Origin of the sequence: Peribacillus sedimenti (assembly GCF_046237635.1) — a bacterium.
GTDB lineage: Bacteria > Bacillota > Bacilli > Bacillales > DSM-1321 > Peribacillus > Peribacillus sedimenti.
On sequence record NZ_CP143547.1, the window covers coordinates 3,589,076 to 3,609,457 of the forward strand.

Genomic DNA, 20,382 nt, shown 5'->3' on the forward strand with positions numbered 1-20,382 from the left:
CCATAACACATACCGCGAAGGAATTTGCATGCATTTTCAAGGACATTGAGTCAGCATTGTCGAATAACACCCCAAGGACATTCGAATACATATCACTGTCAAAAGAAACACCTCAAATCATTTTCGTCAATGTCGCGGCGCCAGCACATAGTAAAAAGTCAGCTCACCGATTAGCCAGCAAAATATTCTTTTTTTTAAGGGAGGGGCAGGAATGGATTGGTCAATCGCAATTGTAATTGGCATATTTCTTATGCTGATGTATTTTGTCTATCTATCGTTTGCCGATTAAGGCACTGTGCACTCAGATTACAGGCAAAAAAATTCCTTGTCATCCGGCTGGTGACAAGGTTTTGTTATTATGCCATCAATTATTCCGAAATTATAAATAGGAGCATAATGAATTTCGAAGTTCCACTTTTAAAATTTACACTTCAATATAGCCATAATGAAATTTGGAGGTTTTACGGACAATTACCTTAAATCCAAACTGATTAAATCTTTCACTTCTGAAGTGATCCTTCAGCACTACACGCTGTCTTGCTACCCTTCTTGCTTCCTGGATTATTTCATCCGTGATTTTGTGGAACGAGGCAAAATATGTAAGTGTCCTTATTCCATCAGATTCCGGTATATTCTCATCAAACATTGGGTCAAAGTATACAACGTCATACTCGTTTTTCCCGCACTTCTTTAGAAAATCCAAATGATTCTCCGCATGAATATGTATTTTTCTCATTGCCTTATCAATTTCCTCATTGCCTGAGCGAAACTCTGATAATCCTTTTTCGACAAGGAATGCGAGAAAAGGATTTTCTTCGACACCGTCCACGCGGCCGCTAACACCCGCAGCAAAGCTGGCCACCATGGCATCCGCCCCAAGCCCTAACGTGCAGTCAAGTACATGGGAACCTTCTGTGATTCCTGATGCCTCAATAAAGGGGTCATCTTCTCCCTTTATCAATCTTTTTATCCTGAGCATACCAATGTTAGGATGGAAGAAAAATGGCTGACTTTCATTTATCCTATATAATTCCAGCCTGTTCCTGCCAGCAACAAGACAATCCTCCTGCCGGCTGCTTTGCAGCTCTTGAATAGATTTCTTATCACGGGGGACAAAATCCACTCCCAGTTTGATCGCTATTTCCCTCGCGGCCCTCATCCCAGCTTCGTCAGTTCGGCCGCCTGTTGTTACAAACACATCAGATCACACCCTGTTTAACTTTTTATAAAAATTGACGTTGGACGATGCAAATATAATCCTCCACATTCTGCCTGCTATTTTGGCCTTGATGTCGAATCCAAGCCTTTCACTGAATACAAAAATTGTGGGTTTCGTAAAAAAGAGAATGCCATAGGACATTCTCCCCTGATCGTTATTATAATTGTTGGAAGGCACTCTCTAGATTATCCATAATTTCTTCCATGGAATGGTCTTCAATATCATGGCGCGGAATGAAATGTACGACTTCTCTGCCTTTTAATACTGCCATCGATGGTGATGAAGGCTCAATGCCTTTGAAGTATTCACGCATTCTTGCAGTCGCCTCTTTATCCTGTCCGGCAAAAACCGTTACCAGATGTTCGGGTTTTTTGTCAGAACGAAGCAAGGCCTGTGTTACAGCCGGCCTGGCCAATCCTGCGGCACAGCCACACACAGAATTGACGACTACCAACGTAGTTCCTTCGGCTGATTCCATGTAATTCTCTACTTCTTCTTCCGTCTGAAGCTCCTTAAAGCCTGCCTGTACTAATTCTGCACGCATCGGCTTAACCATCTGTCTCATGTATTCTTCATATGCCATTGACATAATTATTACCTCCTGATTGTCAGCTTGTATTGATAGGATACTATATACAGGATTTATTGTGCAAAAAACGTGCTTATATTATAAAGGGGAATCTGCAGAAACTCACACTCCCAAAATGTATTGGTAAAACCACATTTGTAAGCCTGTCATGCAGTATCTACTATCTGGAAGGTTATTTTCAGGTCTTCATCAATACATTTAGCGTTTAATCAAAATTAGATATATGAGACATTGGTCTATCATAAGGAGAAAAATTAACACTTCACAGCAATAAAAATTAATATGGCAATCACATTACCGTCTCCCCTGTTCTTTAAAGTCAGCAGACAACAAATTCATATTAGACAACGCATATGCTATACTAAACAAAAAAAACAGGTGGATAATGTAGATGATTCAAAAAAGGCTATCTGATAGTGTAGCAGACGATATCATGTCGATGATTGCTATTGAGAAAAGGTTTCTTCCAGGTGATAAGCTTCCAAATGAAAATGACTTATCAGAGGAATTGAATATAAGCAGAACAACGCTGCGTGAAGCAATTCGAATACTGGTCACGAACGGAATGCTGGAAATTAGACGCGGCAAAGGTACGTTTGTAAAAAAAGATATCGATTTAAGTACTATGGAATCTTTTGATTTTGCTGCGGATGCCAAAATCAATGCAAGAGATTTGTATGAAATGCGCTTAATCTTTGAACCGGAAGCTGCTTATTATGCAACGATACGTGCAAGTGATGCTGAAATAAAGCGCATTCTTGGTTATGGATTACAAATCGAACAAAAAATTCAGCGGAATGAAGATCGGACAGAAGTAGAACAAAAATTCCATCAATCCATCGTAAAGGCCACCCATAATAAATTTATGGAAAAATTAATGCCAGTTATTTATCAAGCCATTAATAAGGGGGTTATCCTCTCAAAGAAAAAGGAACTAGCGATCCTAGATACGGTTAATGATCATAAGATGATTATGGAGTTTATGAGAAGCCGGAATCCTGAGGGTGCGAAAAGTGCCATGAAAATTCACATTTTGCACGCAATGACAGAATTAGGAATTGAATAAGTCCCAATTAAAAACGACATTCTGGTTTCAGCCAGGATGTTATTTTTGTCATACAACTATATTGACGGCAGACAACACACAATATAAAATACATTATACAAATAAAAATACGAGGGTGTGAGTTTGGATGAGAAGAAGTGATATGATTAAAATCGGGGTAGATCGTGCTCCTCATCGCAGCCTTTTATATGCGACAGGTAAAGTAAAAGCCAAAGATTTAGAAAAGCCGTTCATTGGGATTTGTAACTCTTATATCGATATCATTCCTGGGCATGTTCATTTGCGCGAATTTGCAGATGTTGTCAAAGAGGCCATCATCGAAGCAGGCGGTGTTCCATTTGAATTCAATACAATCGGCGTTGATGATGGGATTGCCATGGGTCATATCGGAATGCGTTATTCACTGCCAAGCCGTGAATTAATTGCTGACAGTGCTGAGACTGTTATTAATGCCCATTGGTTTGATGGTGTATTTTATATTCCAAACTGTGACAAAATCACACCCGGCATGTTAATGGCGGCTGTTCGGACAAATGTACCTTCGGTATTCGTTTCAGGCGGTCCCATGGAGGCTGGTACCAGCTCCAGCGGAAAACAGCTTTCATTATCTTCTGTCTTTGAAGGTGTTGGCGCCTATAAGTCTGGTAAGATGACGGAGGAAGAATTTAAAGATATTGAAAATAATGCTTGTCCAACCTGCGGCTCCTGTTCAGGTATGTTCACAGCAAACTCGATGAACTGCTTAATGGAGATGCTGGGTGTAGCACTTCCAGGTAACGGATCCATTGTGGCAACAAGTGAAAAACGTAAAGAATTGATTTATGAGGCAGCAAAACATTTAGTGCGGATGATCGAAGAAGATATCAAGCCCCGGGATATTATCACTAAAGAAGCAATTGACGATGCCTTTGCACTTGATATGGCTATGGGTGGATCAACAAATACGGTTCTCCATACATTAGCGATTGCCAATGAAGCAGAAATTGAGTACAACTTAGAGGAAATCAATAAAATAGCTGAACGTGTTCCTTATCTTGCAAAAATTATGCCTGCATCGGATTTCTCCATGGATGATATCAATAAAGCCGGCGGCGTCAGTGCAATTATTAATGAGTTAACAAAGATCCCTAATGCCATTCATCCAGATCGCATGACCATAACAGGCAAGACAATGGGCGAGTTGGTAAAAGGACATGAAATCACGAATGAAAATGTGATCCGTACAAAAGATAACCCGTACAGTCCAGTAGGCGGATTATCCATCTTATATGGAAATATCGCTCCAGAAGGTGCAGTTATTAAAGTAGGTGCCGTTGATCCTTCCATTAAAGAGTTTGAAGGGGAAGCAATCGTCTTTGATTCCCAAGAAGAAGCGCAGGAAGCAATTGATAACGGAGCTGTAAAAGAAGGACATGTTGTGGTCATTCGCTATGAAGGGCCTAAAGGCGGGCCTGGAATGCCAGAAATGTTAGCACCGACTTCCTCCATCGTCGGCCGTGGTTTAGGCAGTACTGTAGCTCTTTTAACAGACGGCCGTTTCTCAGGTGCATCCCGCGGTATCTCGATTGGACATATTTCCCCGGAAGCTGCAGAAGGCGGGCCAATTGCATTGATCGAAAATGGAGATATCATTGTAATCGACTTGCCAAATAGAACGATGAATGTAAAACTATCGGATGAGGTTTTAGAAGAGCGCCGCAAATCGTTAAAACCTTTCGAGCCTAAAATCAAACATGGCTGGTTAGGAAGATATTCTAAACTAGTAACAAACGCATCAAAAGGTGGTATTATGAGTATTTAAATTTCATATTTTCATATTCACTAAGACTATTAGAAGTGTTATAATGCCAAAAAGACTGCCTTATAGGGCAGTCTTTATTTACTTTCTAGGTGTGTACATTATAGAGCGGCTGGGACACGAGGATAAACATACACAAAAAATATATATTTAATTCGCCGGTTCAGGACTAAATTTCACAAGGGCCTATCTGACCGTTGTCCAAAGAAGTTATCAAGATATGCCAGTTAATTTAGATATCATATTAAAAAAGGAACTTGAACAGAATATCTTTCAAGTAATATCAGGATTAAATTTATGAACAGCTAAAAAAGATTGCCACCATGTTAAGTTGGATGATATACGGAGCTAATTCAATAAATAATATTGGTAATGTAATATGTCATTACTCGGGCGCCTTGTGAACCGCTTAAATGTACGGTTTTTAAGCTCAGGGATAATGGAATTTATGTCCCCTTATGCAAGAAAACAATTTTATCATCGGGATTGAGAGTTGGTTGCTGAGGAAAACGGAAAATTGCGCCGGATTAAATTCAAATATTATACAAAGGTGGATGGCGACCTCACCCGTTACATCCTTTAATGCCGAACATAAATTAGAAATGATTTTTCCGTGGTTGGACAAGAAATAATTACTGAATTTTTTTTGAAATAGTTTCATCAATATAAGGTTTCAATTTTTCTCTAAGAAAAAGACACTGCGAAAAAAAACAGTGTCTTCAACGTTCACATATCAAAAATTATGCTGCCAGGTTGCACCGCTATGGCCGACCCATACTAATCCCCCACACCTTGCATGCATTCTCGTCCTCTATATCCTTTAGGAATTGAACATAGGATTTGCCAATCTATTATTGCTCCTGTCTTGACTCTGTCATTTGTTTCCATACAGAACCTTTTGCTTCTTCCCCGGTTTCAATCCGTTCTATTGCCATCTTTATCTGCATGGCCACTTCAAACTCAGGGTCATTTTCAGCCTGTCTTAAGGCCGGCAGGACACTTTCATCTCCCGATTCATATAAAAACATGGCTGCCCTCCAGCGTACCAGCTTATTTTTATCTGAAAGAGCTCCTGCCATCTCATTCATTGCTTCTTCATAGCCAAGATCTGAGAGGCAATCACCTGCAGTCCGTCTTACGGCAGGATTTTTATCATTCAGTCCCTTATATAGGGCTGGCAGGACTTCTTTATCCTCGATCATGCCCAAATACACCACAGCCAGCCTGCGGATAGAGACCTTTGGATCGTCAAGTGCTTTCATAAGCAATGGTATATCCTCCACAATAGGGTCTTCCATCTGGTCAAGCGCCTGATAGCGTTTTTCCCAATCCTCCTGCTCGAGCAGGTCTGCCGTTAATTTGATCTTTTTGCGTTTATTGGGGACATCATTTTTTGACTTTTCCATTTTGGCCGCTTCAACCAGGGATTTCAGCCGCTCAACTGGATATGCAGCAGCCAATTCTTCTGTTATCTCTGTCCCAATTTCCTCCATATCTCCATATCGGACACCGTAATCCTTCCATTTTCTGAGAAGAACCACGTTGTCATCCTCAAGCTGGGCATCCCTTACAGCATGCAGAAAGTATTCCTGCAGACCGAAACGCTTTTCTGCAGATCCATCGTTCAGCTTGATCTGCATCGGAATCCCTTTAAATTGCTGCACCTGAACATAAACCTCTCCGTAATGGTCGAGCATGGTATTATCTGCGCTTTCCTCTGTTACTTCCCCGAAGCATCTGCGAACCTGGATTAGGATATCCTTCCAGTCAAACTTAGGGTTCCTTTCGACAGCAAGGAAATCCGCCACATGGTATACACCCTTTACACCGTCGATTTTCAAGATATCGCGGATAACAGGGGGAGCCTGTTCAGCCTGTTCCTTTTTGTAGTTATTGCTCTTCCCGGAAGGCAGCTCTTGGGTAAGATTAATCTTCATTGTATTTGGGCTTGGGGTTGGTTCAATTGCCTTGATTTTCAAATCCATTCTCTCCTAACTGCTTGCTTTCCTGTTATAAATAAGCTCGTTCGATAGTCTCATCTTAACATATCCTTACCGCAATGGCATCCTTTACGGCCCTGAAGAGGCAGGCTTGCGCTTCTTGGTACAGCTTTGTTCACCATTATAAATACCGGTCATCCTTCTGCTTTTTCAGCAAGTATCGTCCATCTTTCTATCATGTATTCCAGCTTTTCATTTAGATCCTGTTCTTCCTTCATCAGTTCTTGTGCTTTAGTGTAATCACTGCCCACAGCCGCCATCTCTACTCCAATTGCTGCCAGTCGATCTTCCACCTCTGCCATCTTTCCTTCAATTTCTTCCCACTCCCTGCTCTCATTGTACGATAACCTTTTCTTTTTCGGTTTCTCCGGGGGAGACTTCACAGGTTCAGCTTTCTTTACCGCTGGCTCCTGTGACTTTTCTTTCACTACTGTTTCCTCCAGAAATTCCGAATAGCTGCCATAAAAATGATCCACCTGGCCATGTCCTTTGAATACAAGAAGTTCCCGGCAGGTTTTGTCCAAAAAGTAGCGGTCGTGGGATACAGTAACAACGACACCCGGGAATGATTCCAAATAGTCCTCAAGCACAGTTAGTGTCTGGGTATCCAGGTCATTGGTAGGCTCATCCAAAAGCAATACATTCGGTGCGGACATTAATATTTTTAATAAATACAGACGCCGTTTCTCGCCGCCTGAGAGCTTGCGGATCGGGGTACCATGGCTGCTCATGGGGAACAGGAACCTTTCAAGCATCTGGGCTGCAGAAATGGAGGAACCATCCTTGAGTGAAATGGATTCAGCCGTTTCACGGATATATTCAATCATCCTCATATTTTCGTTCAAGTCTTCATTTTCCTGGGTATAATAGCCAAGCTTAACTGTTTGCCCCTGGTCAAATTCTCCATGGTCCATACTTTCCCTGCCTGCCAAAATATTTAAGAGGGTAGACTTTCCAGTCCCATTATTCCCAACGATCCCAATCCGGTCTTGAGGCTTGAACAGAAAAGAGAAGTGATCCAGGATTTTTTGGCTGCCATATGCTTTTGTCACTCCTGACAGTTCGATGACTTTTTTCCCAAGCCTTGAACCGCTTAGCTCGATATCCAGTTTATCCTGACTGTTTTTTCCTTTCAGACCGGATTCAAGTGTTTCGAAGCGCTGGATCCTGGCTTTTTGCTTGGTGGTCCTTGCTTTCGCCCCTGTTCTGATCCATGCAAGCTCCTTTTTATACAGGCTTTGCTTTTTACTCATGGCGTTCGACTCATTCTCTTCCCTTGCTGCCTTGGCTTCGAGAAAATCACCGTAGTTACCTTTATACTCATATAAGCTCCCCTTGGAAAGCTCCCAGATTTTACTTGAAATACGGTCAAGAAAATATCTGTCATGTGTTACAAATAAAACGGAACGCTGATATTTAGATAGGTAATCCTCAAGCCAGACAATGCTCTGATAATCCAGGTGGTTGGTCGGCTCATCAAGGATCAGCAAATCAGGAGTTTCAATTAGCGCCTTGGCTAGCGCCGCCCGCTTTTTTTGTCCCCCTGACAATTCAACAAGTTTTTTCGAAAAATCAGGTAATCCCAGCCTGGTCAGAATCGCCTTCGCATTGGCATTTACATCCCATGCGCCAGATTCATCCATATTCTGCTGAAGGGTCAATAAGCGCTCCTGGACTTGTGTGTTCTCTGGCTGCTGTTGAAGCTGTAAAAGCGTTTGTTCATAATTCTTTATCAACGAAAATATAGGGGTCTCACTTGCAAACAGGAATTCCAATACATTTAAGTTTTCATCAAATACAGGCGCCTGTGAAAGATAGGAAATCTTATAATCGTTTGGATGGTCCCTTTCCTCTCTATCCCCCTCATCAAGGCCCGAGATGATATTCAATAAGGTAGATTTCCCGGTGCCGTTAACTCCGACAATACCGATTTTGTCACCCTCTGTGATTGAAAACGCAATATCCTTAAACAAGGTTTTTTCCCCTTGTGTTTTTGTCAATTTATCCATGCTGAATACTTTCATAGACGAACATCCCATTCCTTATAAAATTGCTCTAAAAAATTCTTCATATAGTCATGGCGCTCGACAGCAATCTGTTTAGCTGATTCGGTGTTGAGCATTGCCTTTAATTTAAGTAATTTTTCGTAGAAGTGGTGGATTGTTGAGCTGTTGCCCGATCGATACTCTTCCTTCGTCATGTTCTCCCTTACCGGCAGGTCGGGATTATACATGAGATGCCCTTTTTTTCCGCCGTAAGCAAAGGTACGCGCGATCCCGATTGCTCCAATGGCATCGAGCCGGTCGGCATCCTGGACTATTTCAGCCTCTACTGTCGGCAAATCCGCATGCCCCGAACTAAATGAAATGGTTGAGATGATGTCTTCGATTTTTTTGCTGGACTCTACAGGAAACCCTTCACTCTCAAACCAATTCCTCAGCTTCCTCCAGCCGGCCTCTTCCGTTTCATTCAGTTTCCCGTCTGGAATATCATGAAGAAGGGCTGCCATTTCCACAATAAAGAGGTCGCCCCTCTGTTCATTTCGTGCAATATGGAGAGCCAATTTCCTGACCCTGTCAATATGATTCCAGTCATGTCCGCTCGAGTCCTTGCCCAGCTGTTCCTTTACAAACAACTCTGCTCTTTGTATGTAATGAATCATTGAAATCTCCTTTTCGCCATAATCCATATTATTTTACCATGACATACATGGTTTCGCAGAGTATCAAATCCTGGCTGCATATCTGCCGGGTTGGTTGATTCATAGCAGAAAGACGTTTTATGAAAAGATTGGGCTGCTGAAAGAGCAAGCACAGTCTTGCCTTTGTCTCCCTGCCTATAGGATGCAGCTAAAATGAAAAAAGGCATCCATATGATGCCTTTTTATCATGCTGCTACTCTGTGAACCAGCTCAGTCCTAATGTATGGCCGCCTGCGTGAACCCCAATCGCTGTGCCAAGCGGGGCTGTAAGAACATTTATCTCCGGCCTTGCTTTGGATATGGCTTCGCTCCACCTGGCGGTCTGGCCAGGATCCTCCCCGTATAAAAGCATGCATTCTGTGACGATCCCTGCATCGCAAGCATTATAAAGTTCCTGTAAAATAAATTGGCCGGCCTTCTTTTCACTTCTGACCTTTGCCTTAATCTCCAGAGCCCCATTCTCCAGGGCTATGATGGGTTTCATGTTAAGAATACTGCCGAGAAGGTATTTCGTCCCGGAAAGCCTTCCGCTTCTGTGGAGCTGTTCCAGGCTGCCGAACAGCACAAACGTCTTGTTCTTTTCCTTTAGCTGTCCAGCACGATTCAGGGCTTCCTCTACACTTGCACCGCTTTCCAGGTTTTTCATGATGTCCTTTATTAAATGGGTAACAGGAAATGAAATAAGAGCTGTATCCAAAACATGAACAGGTAAATTAACCATCTCCGCAGCCTGTGCAGCGGACACTGCTGTCCCGCTTAGCTTGGAAGATAGATGGACGGCGATGATCCTGTCGTAGTCAGGCTCAAGCTTCTTGTACAGTTGATAAAATGTTCCTACGGAAGGCTGCGAGGTAGTAGGCACGACCTTTTCCTGCCTCATCCTCCGGTATAGTTCATTCGGTTGTATGGTGACTCCGTCCAAATACTCCTTTTCGTTTATGATAATGACAATAGGAATAACATATACATCCTTATTATTTTTCAGATCATCATCCAAAAAACATGTACTGTCCGTAATCCAGGCTATTCGTTCTCCCATACTTCTCCTCCATGCCTAATATTGTCCCACTGATAGATTCTATAACAGTTATTGATTTTCCTTTTATGGCCACAAGAAAACCCACTTTTTGCCAAGTGGGTTAACATTACATATACATTACAACAAATTTTTTATATCATCCGCTATTTCAATAGGCTTAGTCTGGGGGGCATAACGTTTTACTACATTGCCATTGCGGTCCACAAGGAATTTTGTGAAATTCCATTTAATCGCTTTTGAGCCCATAACACCTGGAGCATGCTCTGTAAGATAGGTAAAAAGTGGATGGGCGTCCTTGCCCTTTACATCCACCTTCGCAAACATAGGGAAGGAAACGCCATAATTTAAACGGCAGAAGGCATCTATCTCAAGCTCATCACCAGGCTCCTGTCCCATAAACTGATTACAAGGAAAGCCGAGTACGGTAAATCCCTGGTCCTTGTACTGTTCATATAGATTTTGCAGCCCCATATATTGAGGGGTAAATCCGCACTTGCTGGCAGTGTTCACGATCAAGGCCACTTGCCCTTCGTAGTTCTCGAGGGATATTTCATCCCCATTTATCTTGTTTGTATGAAATTTATAAATGGACATCTTTGATCACTCCCATACACAGATAAGGACATTGTACATTGAGATAGGCATATGCTCCAATTATAAACACTTTCTTATCGTTTATGGAATGATATCCTCCATTGCCTTTAAGGTTTCCACCGTGATTTCGGCAATATGCAGGACATCATCCATCTGTTCCTCGGTTATGATCCTGCCAAAGGACACACTTGCCTTCGTGCAGGAATCAATATTGTTAGACTGATTACTAAATACTTTGTGATTATGTACCTCGACAATCCTCTTGCTCCCCCAAATTTGCTCCAGTAACGAAATAATGTGCAAAATATCCTGGTCATCTTGCTGAAAAGGGACATGAAAAATGATTGAAACCGTACATCCTGCCAACGGATCATGTCGTTCCGGCTGTTTTGACATCAGTTCAGCAGCTAGATTCTCCAGGGAAGCGTGAAGTATTATGCGAGCCTTCACCTGTGCTTGGTGCGCAGTTTTCGTAAGCTCAGCCTCTATCTCAAATGCTCTCGACAAATTGGAAAGGTCAACAATGTCCTTTCTGTCCGTGACAGTAATGTGACCGCCTAAATCCATATCATATACAGCGCCTTCTACGACAACCTTCATATTTTCAAAAGCGGTTGGATCAAACATAGTGGCTCCTCTTTCCTCTTATCGATACTTGTCATTTTTAAAAAAGGCCAGTGGCATTTCCTTGTTCGTCTACATTCATATTCATGGCAGCAGGCAGTTTTGGCAATCCAGGCATTGTCATGATATCGCCAGTTAACGCCACGATAAAGCCTGCCCCAATGGAAGGCTTCAGCTTTCTGACGGACAGGATGAAACCAGTTGGCTTGCCTACCAATGCAGGATTGTCGGATAAAGAATACTGTGTTTTCGCCATACAGACAGGCAGTCCGGACCAGCCTTCCTTATCAAATTGCTGCAGCTGTTTTTTGGCTTCTGGACTGAAATTCACATCCATTGCCCCATATACTTTGTTAGCAATTATCCTGATTTTTTCATCCAGCGGGATATTCAGATCATACAAAGGCTTATATTCAAGTGTATTATTTTCCATGGTCTCAAGCACCTTTGCCGCAAGCTCGATTCCGCCTTCTCCGCCTTTTTCCCACACCTCAGTCAGGGCAAACGGGATTCCATCAGCATTACAAAGCTTCTCAAACAGTCGCAATTCAGCATCTGTATCCGAAACAAACCGGTTCAGGGCCACAACAAACGGAAGGCCGAATGCCTTGATTGTTCCCACATGCTTTCTCAAGTTCTCAAAGCCGGTTTCTAATGCAGTTAGGTTCTCCTGTTTCAATTCTTCTTTATTCAGGCCGCCATGAAGCTTAAGAGCGCGTAAAGTCGCCACGATCACGACTGCCGATGGCTGAATGCCCGCACTTCTTGCTTTGATATGTAAAAATTTCTCCGCTCCAAGGTCAGCGCCAAAACCTGCTTCAGTTACTACATAATCAGCAAGTTTTAGAGCAGCTTTTGTCGCAATAACACTATTGCATCCATGGGCGATATTGGCAAACGGCCCACCGTGAATGAGAGCCGGTGTATGTTCAATGGTTTGTACCAAATTTGGTTTTACAGCATCCTTCAAAAGCAGTGCGAGTGCCCCTTCCACACCCAAATCCTTGACCGTTACAGGAGTTTGGTCATATGTGTATGCAATTACAATACGGGAAATACGGTTCTTTAAGTCTTGTAAATCTTGTGCAAGGCATAGAACTGCCATGATTTCGGAAGCGACACTAATATCAAAACCATCTTCACGCGGTATTCCGTGCACAGGTCCGCCAAGCCCTACAACCACATTCCGGAGAGCACGATCGTTCATATCCAGGACCCTTTTCCAAACAATTCTGCGCGGGTCTATATTCAGCAGGTTCCCTTGATGCAGATGATTATCTATCAGTGCAGCAAGTGCATTGTTTGCAGTCGTGATTGCATGTATATCACCTGTAAAATGGAGATTTATTTCATCCATAGGCAATACCTGCGCATACCCTCCGCCTGTAGCTCCTCCTTTTAAACCCATAACCGGTCCTAACGATGGCTCACGCATCGCAATGATGGAACTCTTGCCTATCTTTCGTAAGGCATCCCCCAGGCCAACCGTTACTGTAGACTTGCCTTCACCTGCTTTTGTAGGATTTATCGATGTAACGAGAATTAATTTCCCGTCTTTTTTTGTCATAAGTTTTTCAAGTGTTTCAGATGATAGCTTTGCTTTATACTTTCCGTAAAGCTCCAATCCTTCTTCATCAATCCCGAGCCTTTCGGCAATAAGCTTGATGTTTTCCATTGGCGAGCTCAAGGCGATTTCTATATCGCTTTTCATTGCAGAATGTAATTTCACTAGTTGAACCTCCGCTTCGTCTGATTTTATCACTTTTACCATTTTAACATGTTACGGCCATTCAAAAACTTAATTATTTTATTTTTGAAAACTGATGATATAACTGAAATTTTTCTATATAATATACCTAATTTATTTTTCTAATTATCGGACAAATCATGCTATTCATGATACAGTTTTGTCACACCGTAAAAAAGGAGGGCTTCTATGCCGATTAAAATTCCAAAGCTTCTTCCTGCCAGGGATATACTTGAGAGTGAAAACATTTTTGTTATGGATGAAGATCGGGCGGGCTCCCAGGATATCCGCCCTTTAAATATCATTATTTTAAATCTGATGCCCGAAAAGGAAAAAACGGAGGCCCAGCTGCTGCGTTTTCTCGGAAACACTCCCATACAGGTAAACATCTCTTTTATGAAGCTATCCACTCATCAATCAAAAAATACCAGCAAACTTCATTTGGACCAATTTTACAGAACATTTTCAGACGTACGGAATAACAAATTTGACGGTCTTATCATCACAGGAGCGCCAGTTGAGACACTGCCATTTGAAGAAGTAGATTATTGGGAAGAGCTTAAGGAGATCATGGACTGGTCCACACATAATGTGACGTCTACCCTACATATATGCTGGGGAGCTCAAGCAGCGCTTTTCCATCATTACGGCATCGGGAAACACGAATTGCCAGGCAAGTGCTTTGGTGTATTTGACCACATAATTCTTAAACCGAATGTCAATCTTGTAAGGGGCTTTGATGAGCAATTTCTTGCCCCGCATTCAAGGCACACAGACATCGACCTTGAAAATTTAAAAAATCACAGCGAACTGGAGATCCTTTCTGAGTCGGCCGAAGCCGGGGTACTGCTGATCGCGTCAAAGGACGGCAAAAGAATCATGATCACAGGCCACCTGGAATATGATGCTGACACTCTCGGGACTGAATATAGGCGCGATCTGGAAAAAGGGCTGCCGATAGAGGTCCCGAAGTATTACTTTCCTGATAATGATCCTGCCAAAAAGCCCATCTACAGATGGAAAAGCCATGCAAGCCTTCTGTTTTCCAACTGGCTCAATTACTATGTCTACCAGGAAACGCCTTATGATTGGAACTAATAAAAATGGCAGCTCAGGCTGCTCACAGAAATGGGAAAAGAGCCTCAAAACTCTTTTCCCGTTTTTAATGATGGACCCATTGGACTCTTTATTTTAATTATTAGGTCATTTTAAATTGTATTGACTGCACCTGAGCAATATCAGGAACCAATACGGCCAGCGCGCGGCAGGTTGATCCATTTTTCCAGGTCGTTTGTACAATCCATGGCAACCGCCGAGGTGCTAACTCACGAAGTTTATCAAGGGATATTATTATTTCGAAATATTTTTAAAGCCCTATCTGACCAAAGCGAGTGGCATTTTTTTGGTCCGCATTATCCTTGTGTTTCCACACGGTAAACTTCCTCAAATGGCTGGACAACCACAAAGCCGTTGCCTTCGAATTTCATTTGTACCGATTCCCCGCTTCCGCGTCCGAAGAATGTCTTAAGCGAAATATCAGTGACAAATTCAGGCTGCAGGCTGCCAGACCAGGCTACCGTCGCATTTGGGTCAGTATATACCGGCTGCCCAGGTTCAACAATAAGTGTCAAAGGCTCATAATGGGATGTAAATGCAACCATGCCTGTACCTTCAAGCCGTACGTTGAACAAGCCGCCTGCAAGCAGCCCTGCAACCTTGCGCATCAGCTTTATATCCCATTTGATACTTGGTTCGAAAGCCAGTAAATCGTTGCCGTTTATAGAGATTGTATCCCCGTTCATCATGAGAATCGAAATCTTCTTACCCTGGTCTGCAAGGTATAGTTTTCCTTTTCCGCTGGCCTTCATTAATGAAGTGCCCTCTCCTGTGAATGCCTTTTTGAACATTTTTCCAATACCATGTTCCAGGATTCCTTCACGTTCAAACTTAACATTCCCTCGATAGGATATCATCGTGCCCATTTTCGCCCAAATCTGCGTTTCCAGATTAACCTCTAAGATCCTGGCCGTTTCCAGTTCAAAAAGCCCCTCGCCTTTATCCTGCTGTTTTGTCTCTTCTATAAATTGTTCAATCCCATGTCTTTTCATGTTTCTAAAGCCCCCTTTTTCTGCAGCATAAACAGCCACATAAATGAAACTGATTGCTGAAGTTCCTTCGGCATAAAACCCAATTTTTCTAAATCTGCGCCATTCTTGCTGACACCTGAGTCACCAATAAGCCTCCAGCCATTTTCAAGTGCAAGCTGTTCAAATTCCCAGGGGAGCATCGAATTCATGATTACTTTCTCCCCATACAGGCGCGGATATCGGTACCTTTTTCTAGGTGCGGCAGTTGGCCCTAGGATGCCGAAACAAGCGTAGCCTCCAGGCTTTACTATTCTCTTAATTTCGCCCAGCGCATCAAGCGGGAATTCTGTCCATTCAATGGAATTGATGGCCATGACAGCATCATAGACAGCGTCTCCAAAGGATAGATGTGCAACATCACCCTGGATAAATGTTACTCCCTCCTGTTCCGCTGCCTTTTGCTTTGCTATGGATATCATTTCTGCTGAGATATCCACTCCCGTAACTTTATACCCCTTCTGTGCAAGCAGTACGGAACCGTAGCCATCGCCGCAACCCAGGTCTGCAACTTTAGCACCTTTTGATACATGCTGCGTGAATAAAGGAACAACCTTTTTACGACTCCCGCCTTCCCACATATCCCGTGAAGAACTGGACCATTTAGCCGAAAAAGAGTCCCATTCCTTTTCTGCTGTTTCATGCCAGTTTGAGCTCATTAGAGTACCTCCAATTATTTATAATATCAGTTGCCGCAAAATGATTTATTGCTGAAGTGACTGCAGCAAAAGTTTTCATCTCTTACACCCAGATGTTCTATGCTTAAAATACGAATGATTGAAACAGAAGTTTCACAATATATAAAAGAGAAAGCTTTTTAAATAAAATATTGAATAACTACAGTTTCGGACTTTTTGAAGATCACCCAGCAATTTTTTGATAGGTAATTCCCCTAGGTGTGTCCAGGCATTATTTTATAATTATATTCTATTAATATGGCGGGGTTTAAATGAAAATTGAAAAAGTGGAGACGTTTCCATTGCTTCATAAACTTTCGAAAGCATATGGAGATGCGAACGGATATAAAAAATATAGATCCTGCTACCTGATCCGCATCATCACTAAATCCGGGATAGATGGCTGGGGAGAATGCACAGATTGGCTTCCTGCAATCCATACCGGATTTCAGGACAGAATTGAGCCCTTCTTAATCGGAAAGCCGGCAACAGATCGCCTCTCATTAGTCGATACGATAAAAAAATGGAACCGGCGGGCAGCCTCAGCAGTAAGCATGGCTTTAACCGATATTGCAGCCAAATATGCCAACATGTCCGTATGTCAATTGTGGGGCGGAGCATACAGGCAAAGCGTTCCTGTGTATGCTTCCTTCCAATCGTACAGCCATAGTGACAAATGGATGACAGAATCTGTTCAGCATGCAGAAAAAAGCATTATAAAAGGTTTTCAAACTATCAAAGTAAAGGTTGGGGGCCGCAAGTTTCAGGAAGATTGTTCCCACATAAAATTCCTTCAGAAATGTGAAGGTGTTCAGCTCATAATAGATGCCAATCAGAGCTATGACATGTCCACAGCCCGGAAGTGGAACAGGTATCTTTCAGATTGGCAAAATATCCTGTGGTTTGAAGAACCGATCCCCATAGACAATGTTACAGAGTATCAGGCGCTCCGTTCCATTTTCGATGTGCCCATTTCAGGAGGGGAAAATGTGCTAAGTGCCAGAAAATTTATCCCGCTGCTACGGCAAAATGCCCTTGATATCATTCAGCCGGATATTGTGCATATGAAAGGAATTGATGACTTTCGTGATGCATTGCAATTAGCCCGCAATTTTGGAGTGAGAGTATCCCCTCATAATTATGACGGCGCCCTGCCAAGACTATATTCACTGTTCTGTATGGCATGCTTGCCGCCTTGGAGCAAAATGGATGGGGAGGATATAGAACCTATGGAGTGGGATGTCATGGAAAATCCTTTCACAAACCTTATTTCAATAACTCCACACAATGGCAGAATATATCTGCCTAAGGGGGAAGGGATAGGGGTTAAAGTAAATATGGACATCGTCAATGCCTATCGATGGGATGGCTCTTTGTATCAAGCATGAAAAAATTCAGAGAATAAGCCTCATGAAGCGCTTATTCTCAGGAATTAGTCCTGTTCCTCCTGGTTCCGCTTCTGTACAGCCTTCAATTCTTCCACTCTTTTGGAGTCTTCTTCAAAATATTGGACGAGGTCTCCGATTCGGTCTATGGCATCCCAACTGAGATGATGTTCAATGCCTTCCACGTCCCGGTATATATTTTCATCCTTTACACCAATCAACTTAAGCAACTGTTCAAGCAGGTCGTGGCGGAACACCAGCCTTTTCCCAATTTTCTTTCCTGCTGGAGTCAAAACAAGCCCGCGGTATTTTTCGTAGATCAAGTACTTTTCCTGGTCAAGCTTTTGAACCATTTTTGTGACGGAGGATGGGTGTACAGAAAGATTTTCCGCTATGTCTGACACCCTTGCGTATCCCTTTTCTTCTATCAATATGTATATTTGTTCTATATAATCCTCCATGCTGGGTGTAGGCATCCGGCATCCTCCATTCAAAACCATTCTTAAGAATCTTACTATATATATAAGCCGTGAACAAGAAGGGCCCGGAAGCCTTGCTGGATTGCCTGCAAAACCGCGCCCTCCCGAATTGTCCGGCATTAAACGAACTTAAATGTCATCCTTCGGGATTGTTCATCCCAGACTAGTGCAGCGTCAAAGGTCTTTTCGCCTTTTGTAAAGCCTTTTATCACATCTGTCTCTCCTGTGTCCAATAGCTTTTTTAGGTTAACCTGAGTTATCGCCTTATTCAAGATTTTTTTCGAGACAGTGAATCCGCATTGAGTTTTGCTATAGCCTGAGCAGCCATAAAATTTTCCTTTATCTATGACCCTGTCTCCGCATAAGCGGCATTTGCCGAAGGATTTATTGCCGGAGGACTTGCCTTTCGAAGATTTCCTCTGGATGGCTGCAGTATCCAATCCGTCAAAATTCCAATCAGAACATCCCTCTACAGCATCAGAAATGATTTTTCCAGCCATCTTTTTTACTGCTTCCATAAATGGGGCAGGAGAGGCTTTTCCTTCCCCTATCTCCCGAAGGCGCTGTTCCCACTTTGCAGTCATTTCAGGCGATGCAAGGATTTTATCCCCTATCGCGGCAATCAGCACCTTCCCCTTGTCGGTTGCGTATACCTGATTCTTTATTACGTTGATATATTTCCGCTCCTTAAGCATTGTAATGATGCCAGCCCTGGTTGCCTCTGTCCCAAGCCCTTCCGTTTTCATAAGGACTTTTTCAAGCTCCTCATTATCAAGATGCTTTCCGGCTGTTTTCATAAGGGTAATCAGCTGTCCCTCCGTATAACGCTTTGGAGGCTGGGTCTTTCCTTCCTTTACATTTACCTTAGCCACCTTGCCTTCTTCCCCATTATCCAAGATAGGCAGAATAATGTCGTTGTCATCCTTGTCTTCCTGGAAAATGACCTTTCGCCAGCCCTCCTTGATTTGCTGCTTTCCCTTTGATATGAATTCGGCGCGGTTTTCTACCAAAGTACTGATTGTCGTATAATCAAAGATTGCCTTATCGTAGTGTGCTGCAATAAGGCGCCTGATGACTAAGTCATATATTTTCCGCTCCTCGTCTGACAACCTGTTCGGATCGGTGACCTGTTCAGTTGGAATGATTGCGTAGTGGTCGGTTACCTTTTTTTCGTTAACAAACCTTTTATTAGTTATGATAGATGGTTGATCCAATGGAAACAACGCTTCATAGGCAGGCAGTCGGCTTAGTTTTTTCATGATTTCTGGGAAGGTTTCCGCTTCCCCTTTTGTCACGTAGTTGGAGTCGGAACGTGGATAGGATACAATCCCTTTTTGATACAGGCTTTGTAAAACGTCAAGCGTTTTTTTTGGAGAAAACTTATACATCTTATTAGCGACTGCCTGCAGTGATGATAAATTGAACAGCATGGGTGGCTGGAATTCTTTTCGCTCTGTAAACACATCGGCCACTTTAGCGTCTTTCCCCTTGCAGAAAGCAGCAATTTTATCGGCCATTTCTTTTGTATCTATCCGTGTATTGTTCTCCTTGTGCCATTTTCCCTCATATTTTTTACCGTTCATTGAAAAGGTTGCAGTAACCTCCCAAAAGGGCTCTGATTGAAACTCCTGTATTTCCCTCTCCCTTTTAACTATAAGTGCCAGAGTAGGAGTTTGCACCCGTCCTGCCGAAAACACATCTGACATGCCTTTGTCTTTTAATAAGATGCTATATACTCTGGAAGCATTCATTCCAACTACCCAGTCTGCGCAAGCTCTCGTATAGGCTTCATAGAACAAGCTCTTCGTTTCCTGCTCGTCCAAAAGGCTTCTAAAACCCTCATAGATCGCCTTTGGTGTGAGAGACGAAATCCAAAGTCTTTTCATAGGTTTATTCACACCGCAGAGATTAATGATATTGCGAATGATCAATTCTCCTTCACGCCCAGCGTCCCCGGCATGAATGAACTCAGAAACCTCTGGTTTTTTTATCAGCGATTTTACTATATTAAATTGCTTTGCTTTCGATTTGGTTACCTCATATTGAAACCGTTCAGGTATGATCGGCATCGTTTCAATCTGCCACTTTTTCCACTCAGGCCGATATGATTCAGGAGCTACCAGCTGGCAAAGATGGCCCACTGCCCATGTGACATAAGCCCCTTTAGGAAAGAGCTCGTTCGGCATGATTTCAATATACCCAGGATGCTTCTTTGTTTTGAACTGGGAAGACAGGGTAGCTCCCTGATCTGGTTTTTCGGCAATTATTAACTTCATCTAAAAATCACCTAATCTTATTAAAGATAAACTACTAAACTATT

The 20,382-nt window shown here is 42.7% G+C and carries 17 protein-coding genes; 4 read left to right on the forward strand and 13 right to left on the reverse strand.

All coding sequences use genetic code 11. The features are described from left to right. Nucleotides 1-424: 424 nt before the first annotated feature. Together V1500_RS17620 and V1500_RS17625 are read right to left on the reverse strand one after the other, a co-directional pair. The gene (locus V1500_RS17620; RefSeq protein ID WP_409301243.1) at nucleotides 425-1,198 is read right to left on the reverse strand and encodes a class I SAM-dependent methyltransferase; all 774 of its coding nucleotides are present in this window, start codon (nucleotides 1,196-1,198) and stop codon (nucleotides 425-427) included. A gap of 178 nt (nucleotides 1,199-1,376) precedes the next feature. Beyond that, a complete protein-coding gene (locus V1500_RS17625; RefSeq protein ID WP_409301245.1) occupies nucleotides 1,377-1,808 on the reverse strand; it encodes a BrxA/BrxB family bacilliredoxin in 432 nt (143 codons plus the stop codon). A gap of 391 nt (nucleotides 1,809-2,199) precedes the next feature. Here V1500_RS17625 and V1500_RS17630 point away from each other — a divergent pair, with 391 nt between their 5' ends. Then, nucleotides 2,200-2,874: a FadR/GntR family transcriptional regulator gene (locus tag V1500_RS17630; RefSeq protein ID WP_409301246.1), complete on the forward strand. Its 675-nt coding sequence runs from the start codon at nucleotides 2,200-2,202 to the stop codon at nucleotides 2,872-2,874. A 127-nt stretch (nucleotides 2,875-3,001) separates the two neighbouring features. Beyond that, on the forward strand, nucleotides 3,002-4,675 hold the full coding sequence (gene ilvD, locus V1500_RS17635; protein WP_409301248.1) for a dihydroxy-acid dehydratase: 1,674 nt from the start codon (nucleotides 3,002-3,004) through the stop codon (nucleotides 4,673-4,675). Nucleotides 4,676-5,523: 848 nt separating this feature from the next. Here ilvD and V1500_RS17640 read toward each other — a convergent pair. The 7 genes from V1500_RS17640 to V1500_RS17670 form a co-directional block, all read right to left on the reverse strand. Next, nucleotides 5,524-6,651 carry a conserved virulence factor C family protein gene (locus V1500_RS17640; RefSeq protein WP_409301250.1) on the reverse strand — a complete coding sequence of 376 codons (1,128 nt, stop codon included), beginning with the start codon at nucleotides 6,649-6,651 and terminating at the stop codon, nucleotides 5,524-5,526. A gap of 155 nt (nucleotides 6,652-6,806) precedes the next feature. Continuing rightward, on the reverse strand, nucleotides 6,807-8,696 hold the full coding sequence (locus tag V1500_RS17645) for an ABC-F family ATP-binding cassette domain-containing protein (protein ID WP_409301252.1): 1,890 nt from the start codon (nucleotides 8,694-8,696) through the stop codon (nucleotides 6,807-6,809). After that, nucleotides 8,693-9,334 (reverse strand): HD domain-containing protein, encoded by a 642-nt coding sequence (locus tag V1500_RS17650; RefSeq protein ID WP_409301254.1) that lies wholly within the window; start codon nucleotides 9,332-9,334, stop codon nucleotides 8,693-8,695. The genes V1500_RS17645 and V1500_RS17650 overlap by 4 nt, the downstream gene beginning before the upstream one ends. 232 nt (nucleotides 9,335-9,566) lie before the next feature. Beyond that, entirely contained in the window at nucleotides 9,567-10,412 is an 846-nt protein-coding gene (locus tag V1500_RS17655) for a DegV family protein (protein WP_409301255.1), read from the reverse strand. 117 nt (nucleotides 10,413-10,529) lie between these two features. Further along, nucleotides 10,530-11,006 carry a glutathione peroxidase gene (locus V1500_RS17660; RefSeq protein ID WP_409301257.1) on the reverse strand — a complete coding sequence of 159 codons (477 nt, stop codon included), beginning with the start codon at nucleotides 11,004-11,006 and terminating at the stop codon, nucleotides 10,530-10,532. A gap of 81 nt (nucleotides 11,007-11,087) precedes the next feature. Continuing rightward, nucleotides 11,088-11,633 carry a hypothetical protein gene (locus V1500_RS17665; protein WP_409301259.1) on the reverse strand — a complete coding sequence of 182 codons (546 nt, stop codon included), beginning with the start codon at nucleotides 11,631-11,633 and terminating at the stop codon, nucleotides 11,088-11,090. A 37-nt stretch (nucleotides 11,634-11,670) separates the two neighbouring features. After that, on the reverse strand, nucleotides 11,671-13,359 hold the full coding sequence (locus tag V1500_RS17670; RefSeq protein WP_409301260.1) for a formate--tetrahydrofolate ligase: 1,689 nt from the start codon (nucleotides 13,357-13,359) through the stop codon (nucleotides 11,671-11,673). Nucleotides 13,360-13,566: 207 nt separating this feature from the next. On the opposite strand from V1500_RS17670, the gene metA reads away from it, so the two are divergent. After that, a complete protein-coding gene (gene metA, locus V1500_RS17675) occupies nucleotides 13,567-14,475 on the forward strand; it encodes a homoserine O-acetyltransferase MetA (RefSeq protein WP_409301262.1) in 909 nt (302 codons plus the stop codon). A 314-nt stretch (nucleotides 14,476-14,789) separates the two neighbouring features. On the opposite strand, the gene V1500_RS17680 is transcribed toward metA, so the two are convergent. Both V1500_RS17680 and V1500_RS17685 read right to left on the reverse strand, forming a co-directional pair. Further along, a complete protein-coding gene (locus tag V1500_RS17680) occupies nucleotides 14,790-15,485 on the reverse strand; it encodes an AIM24 family protein (protein WP_409301264.1) in 696 nt (231 codons plus the stop codon). Further along, the gene (locus tag V1500_RS17685) at nucleotides 15,482-16,180 is read right to left on the reverse strand and encodes a class I SAM-dependent methyltransferase (RefSeq protein WP_409301266.1); all 699 of its coding nucleotides are present in this window, start codon (nucleotides 16,178-16,180) and stop codon (nucleotides 15,482-15,484) included. The genes V1500_RS17680 and V1500_RS17685 overlap by 4 nt, the downstream gene beginning before the upstream one ends. Before the next feature lie 290 nt (nucleotides 16,181-16,470). Between V1500_RS17685 and V1500_RS17690 the strand changes: the two genes are divergently transcribed. After that, nucleotides 16,471-17,586, forward strand: coding sequence for a mandelate racemase/muconate lactonizing enzyme family protein (locus tag V1500_RS17690; protein ID WP_409301268.1), 1,116 nt, complete (start codon nucleotides 16,471-16,473; stop codon nucleotides 17,584-17,586). Nucleotides 17,587-17,630: 44 nt separating this feature from the next. Here V1500_RS17690 and mntR read toward each other — a convergent pair whose 3' ends face one another. Together mntR and V1500_RS17700 are read right to left on the reverse strand one after the other, a co-directional pair. Further along, complete coding sequence (mntR, locus tag V1500_RS17695; protein ID WP_409301269.1) at nucleotides 17,631-18,059, reverse strand: transcriptional regulator MntR; 429 nt, start codon at nucleotides 18,057-18,059, stop codon at nucleotides 17,631-17,633. Nucleotides 18,060-18,181: 122 nt separating this feature from the next. After that, the gene (locus V1500_RS17700; RefSeq protein ID WP_409301271.1) at nucleotides 18,182-20,338 is read right to left on the reverse strand and encodes a DNA topoisomerase III; all 2,157 of its coding nucleotides are present in this window, start codon (nucleotides 20,336-20,338) and stop codon (nucleotides 18,182-18,184) included. Nucleotides 20,339-20,382: the final 44 nt, after the last annotated feature.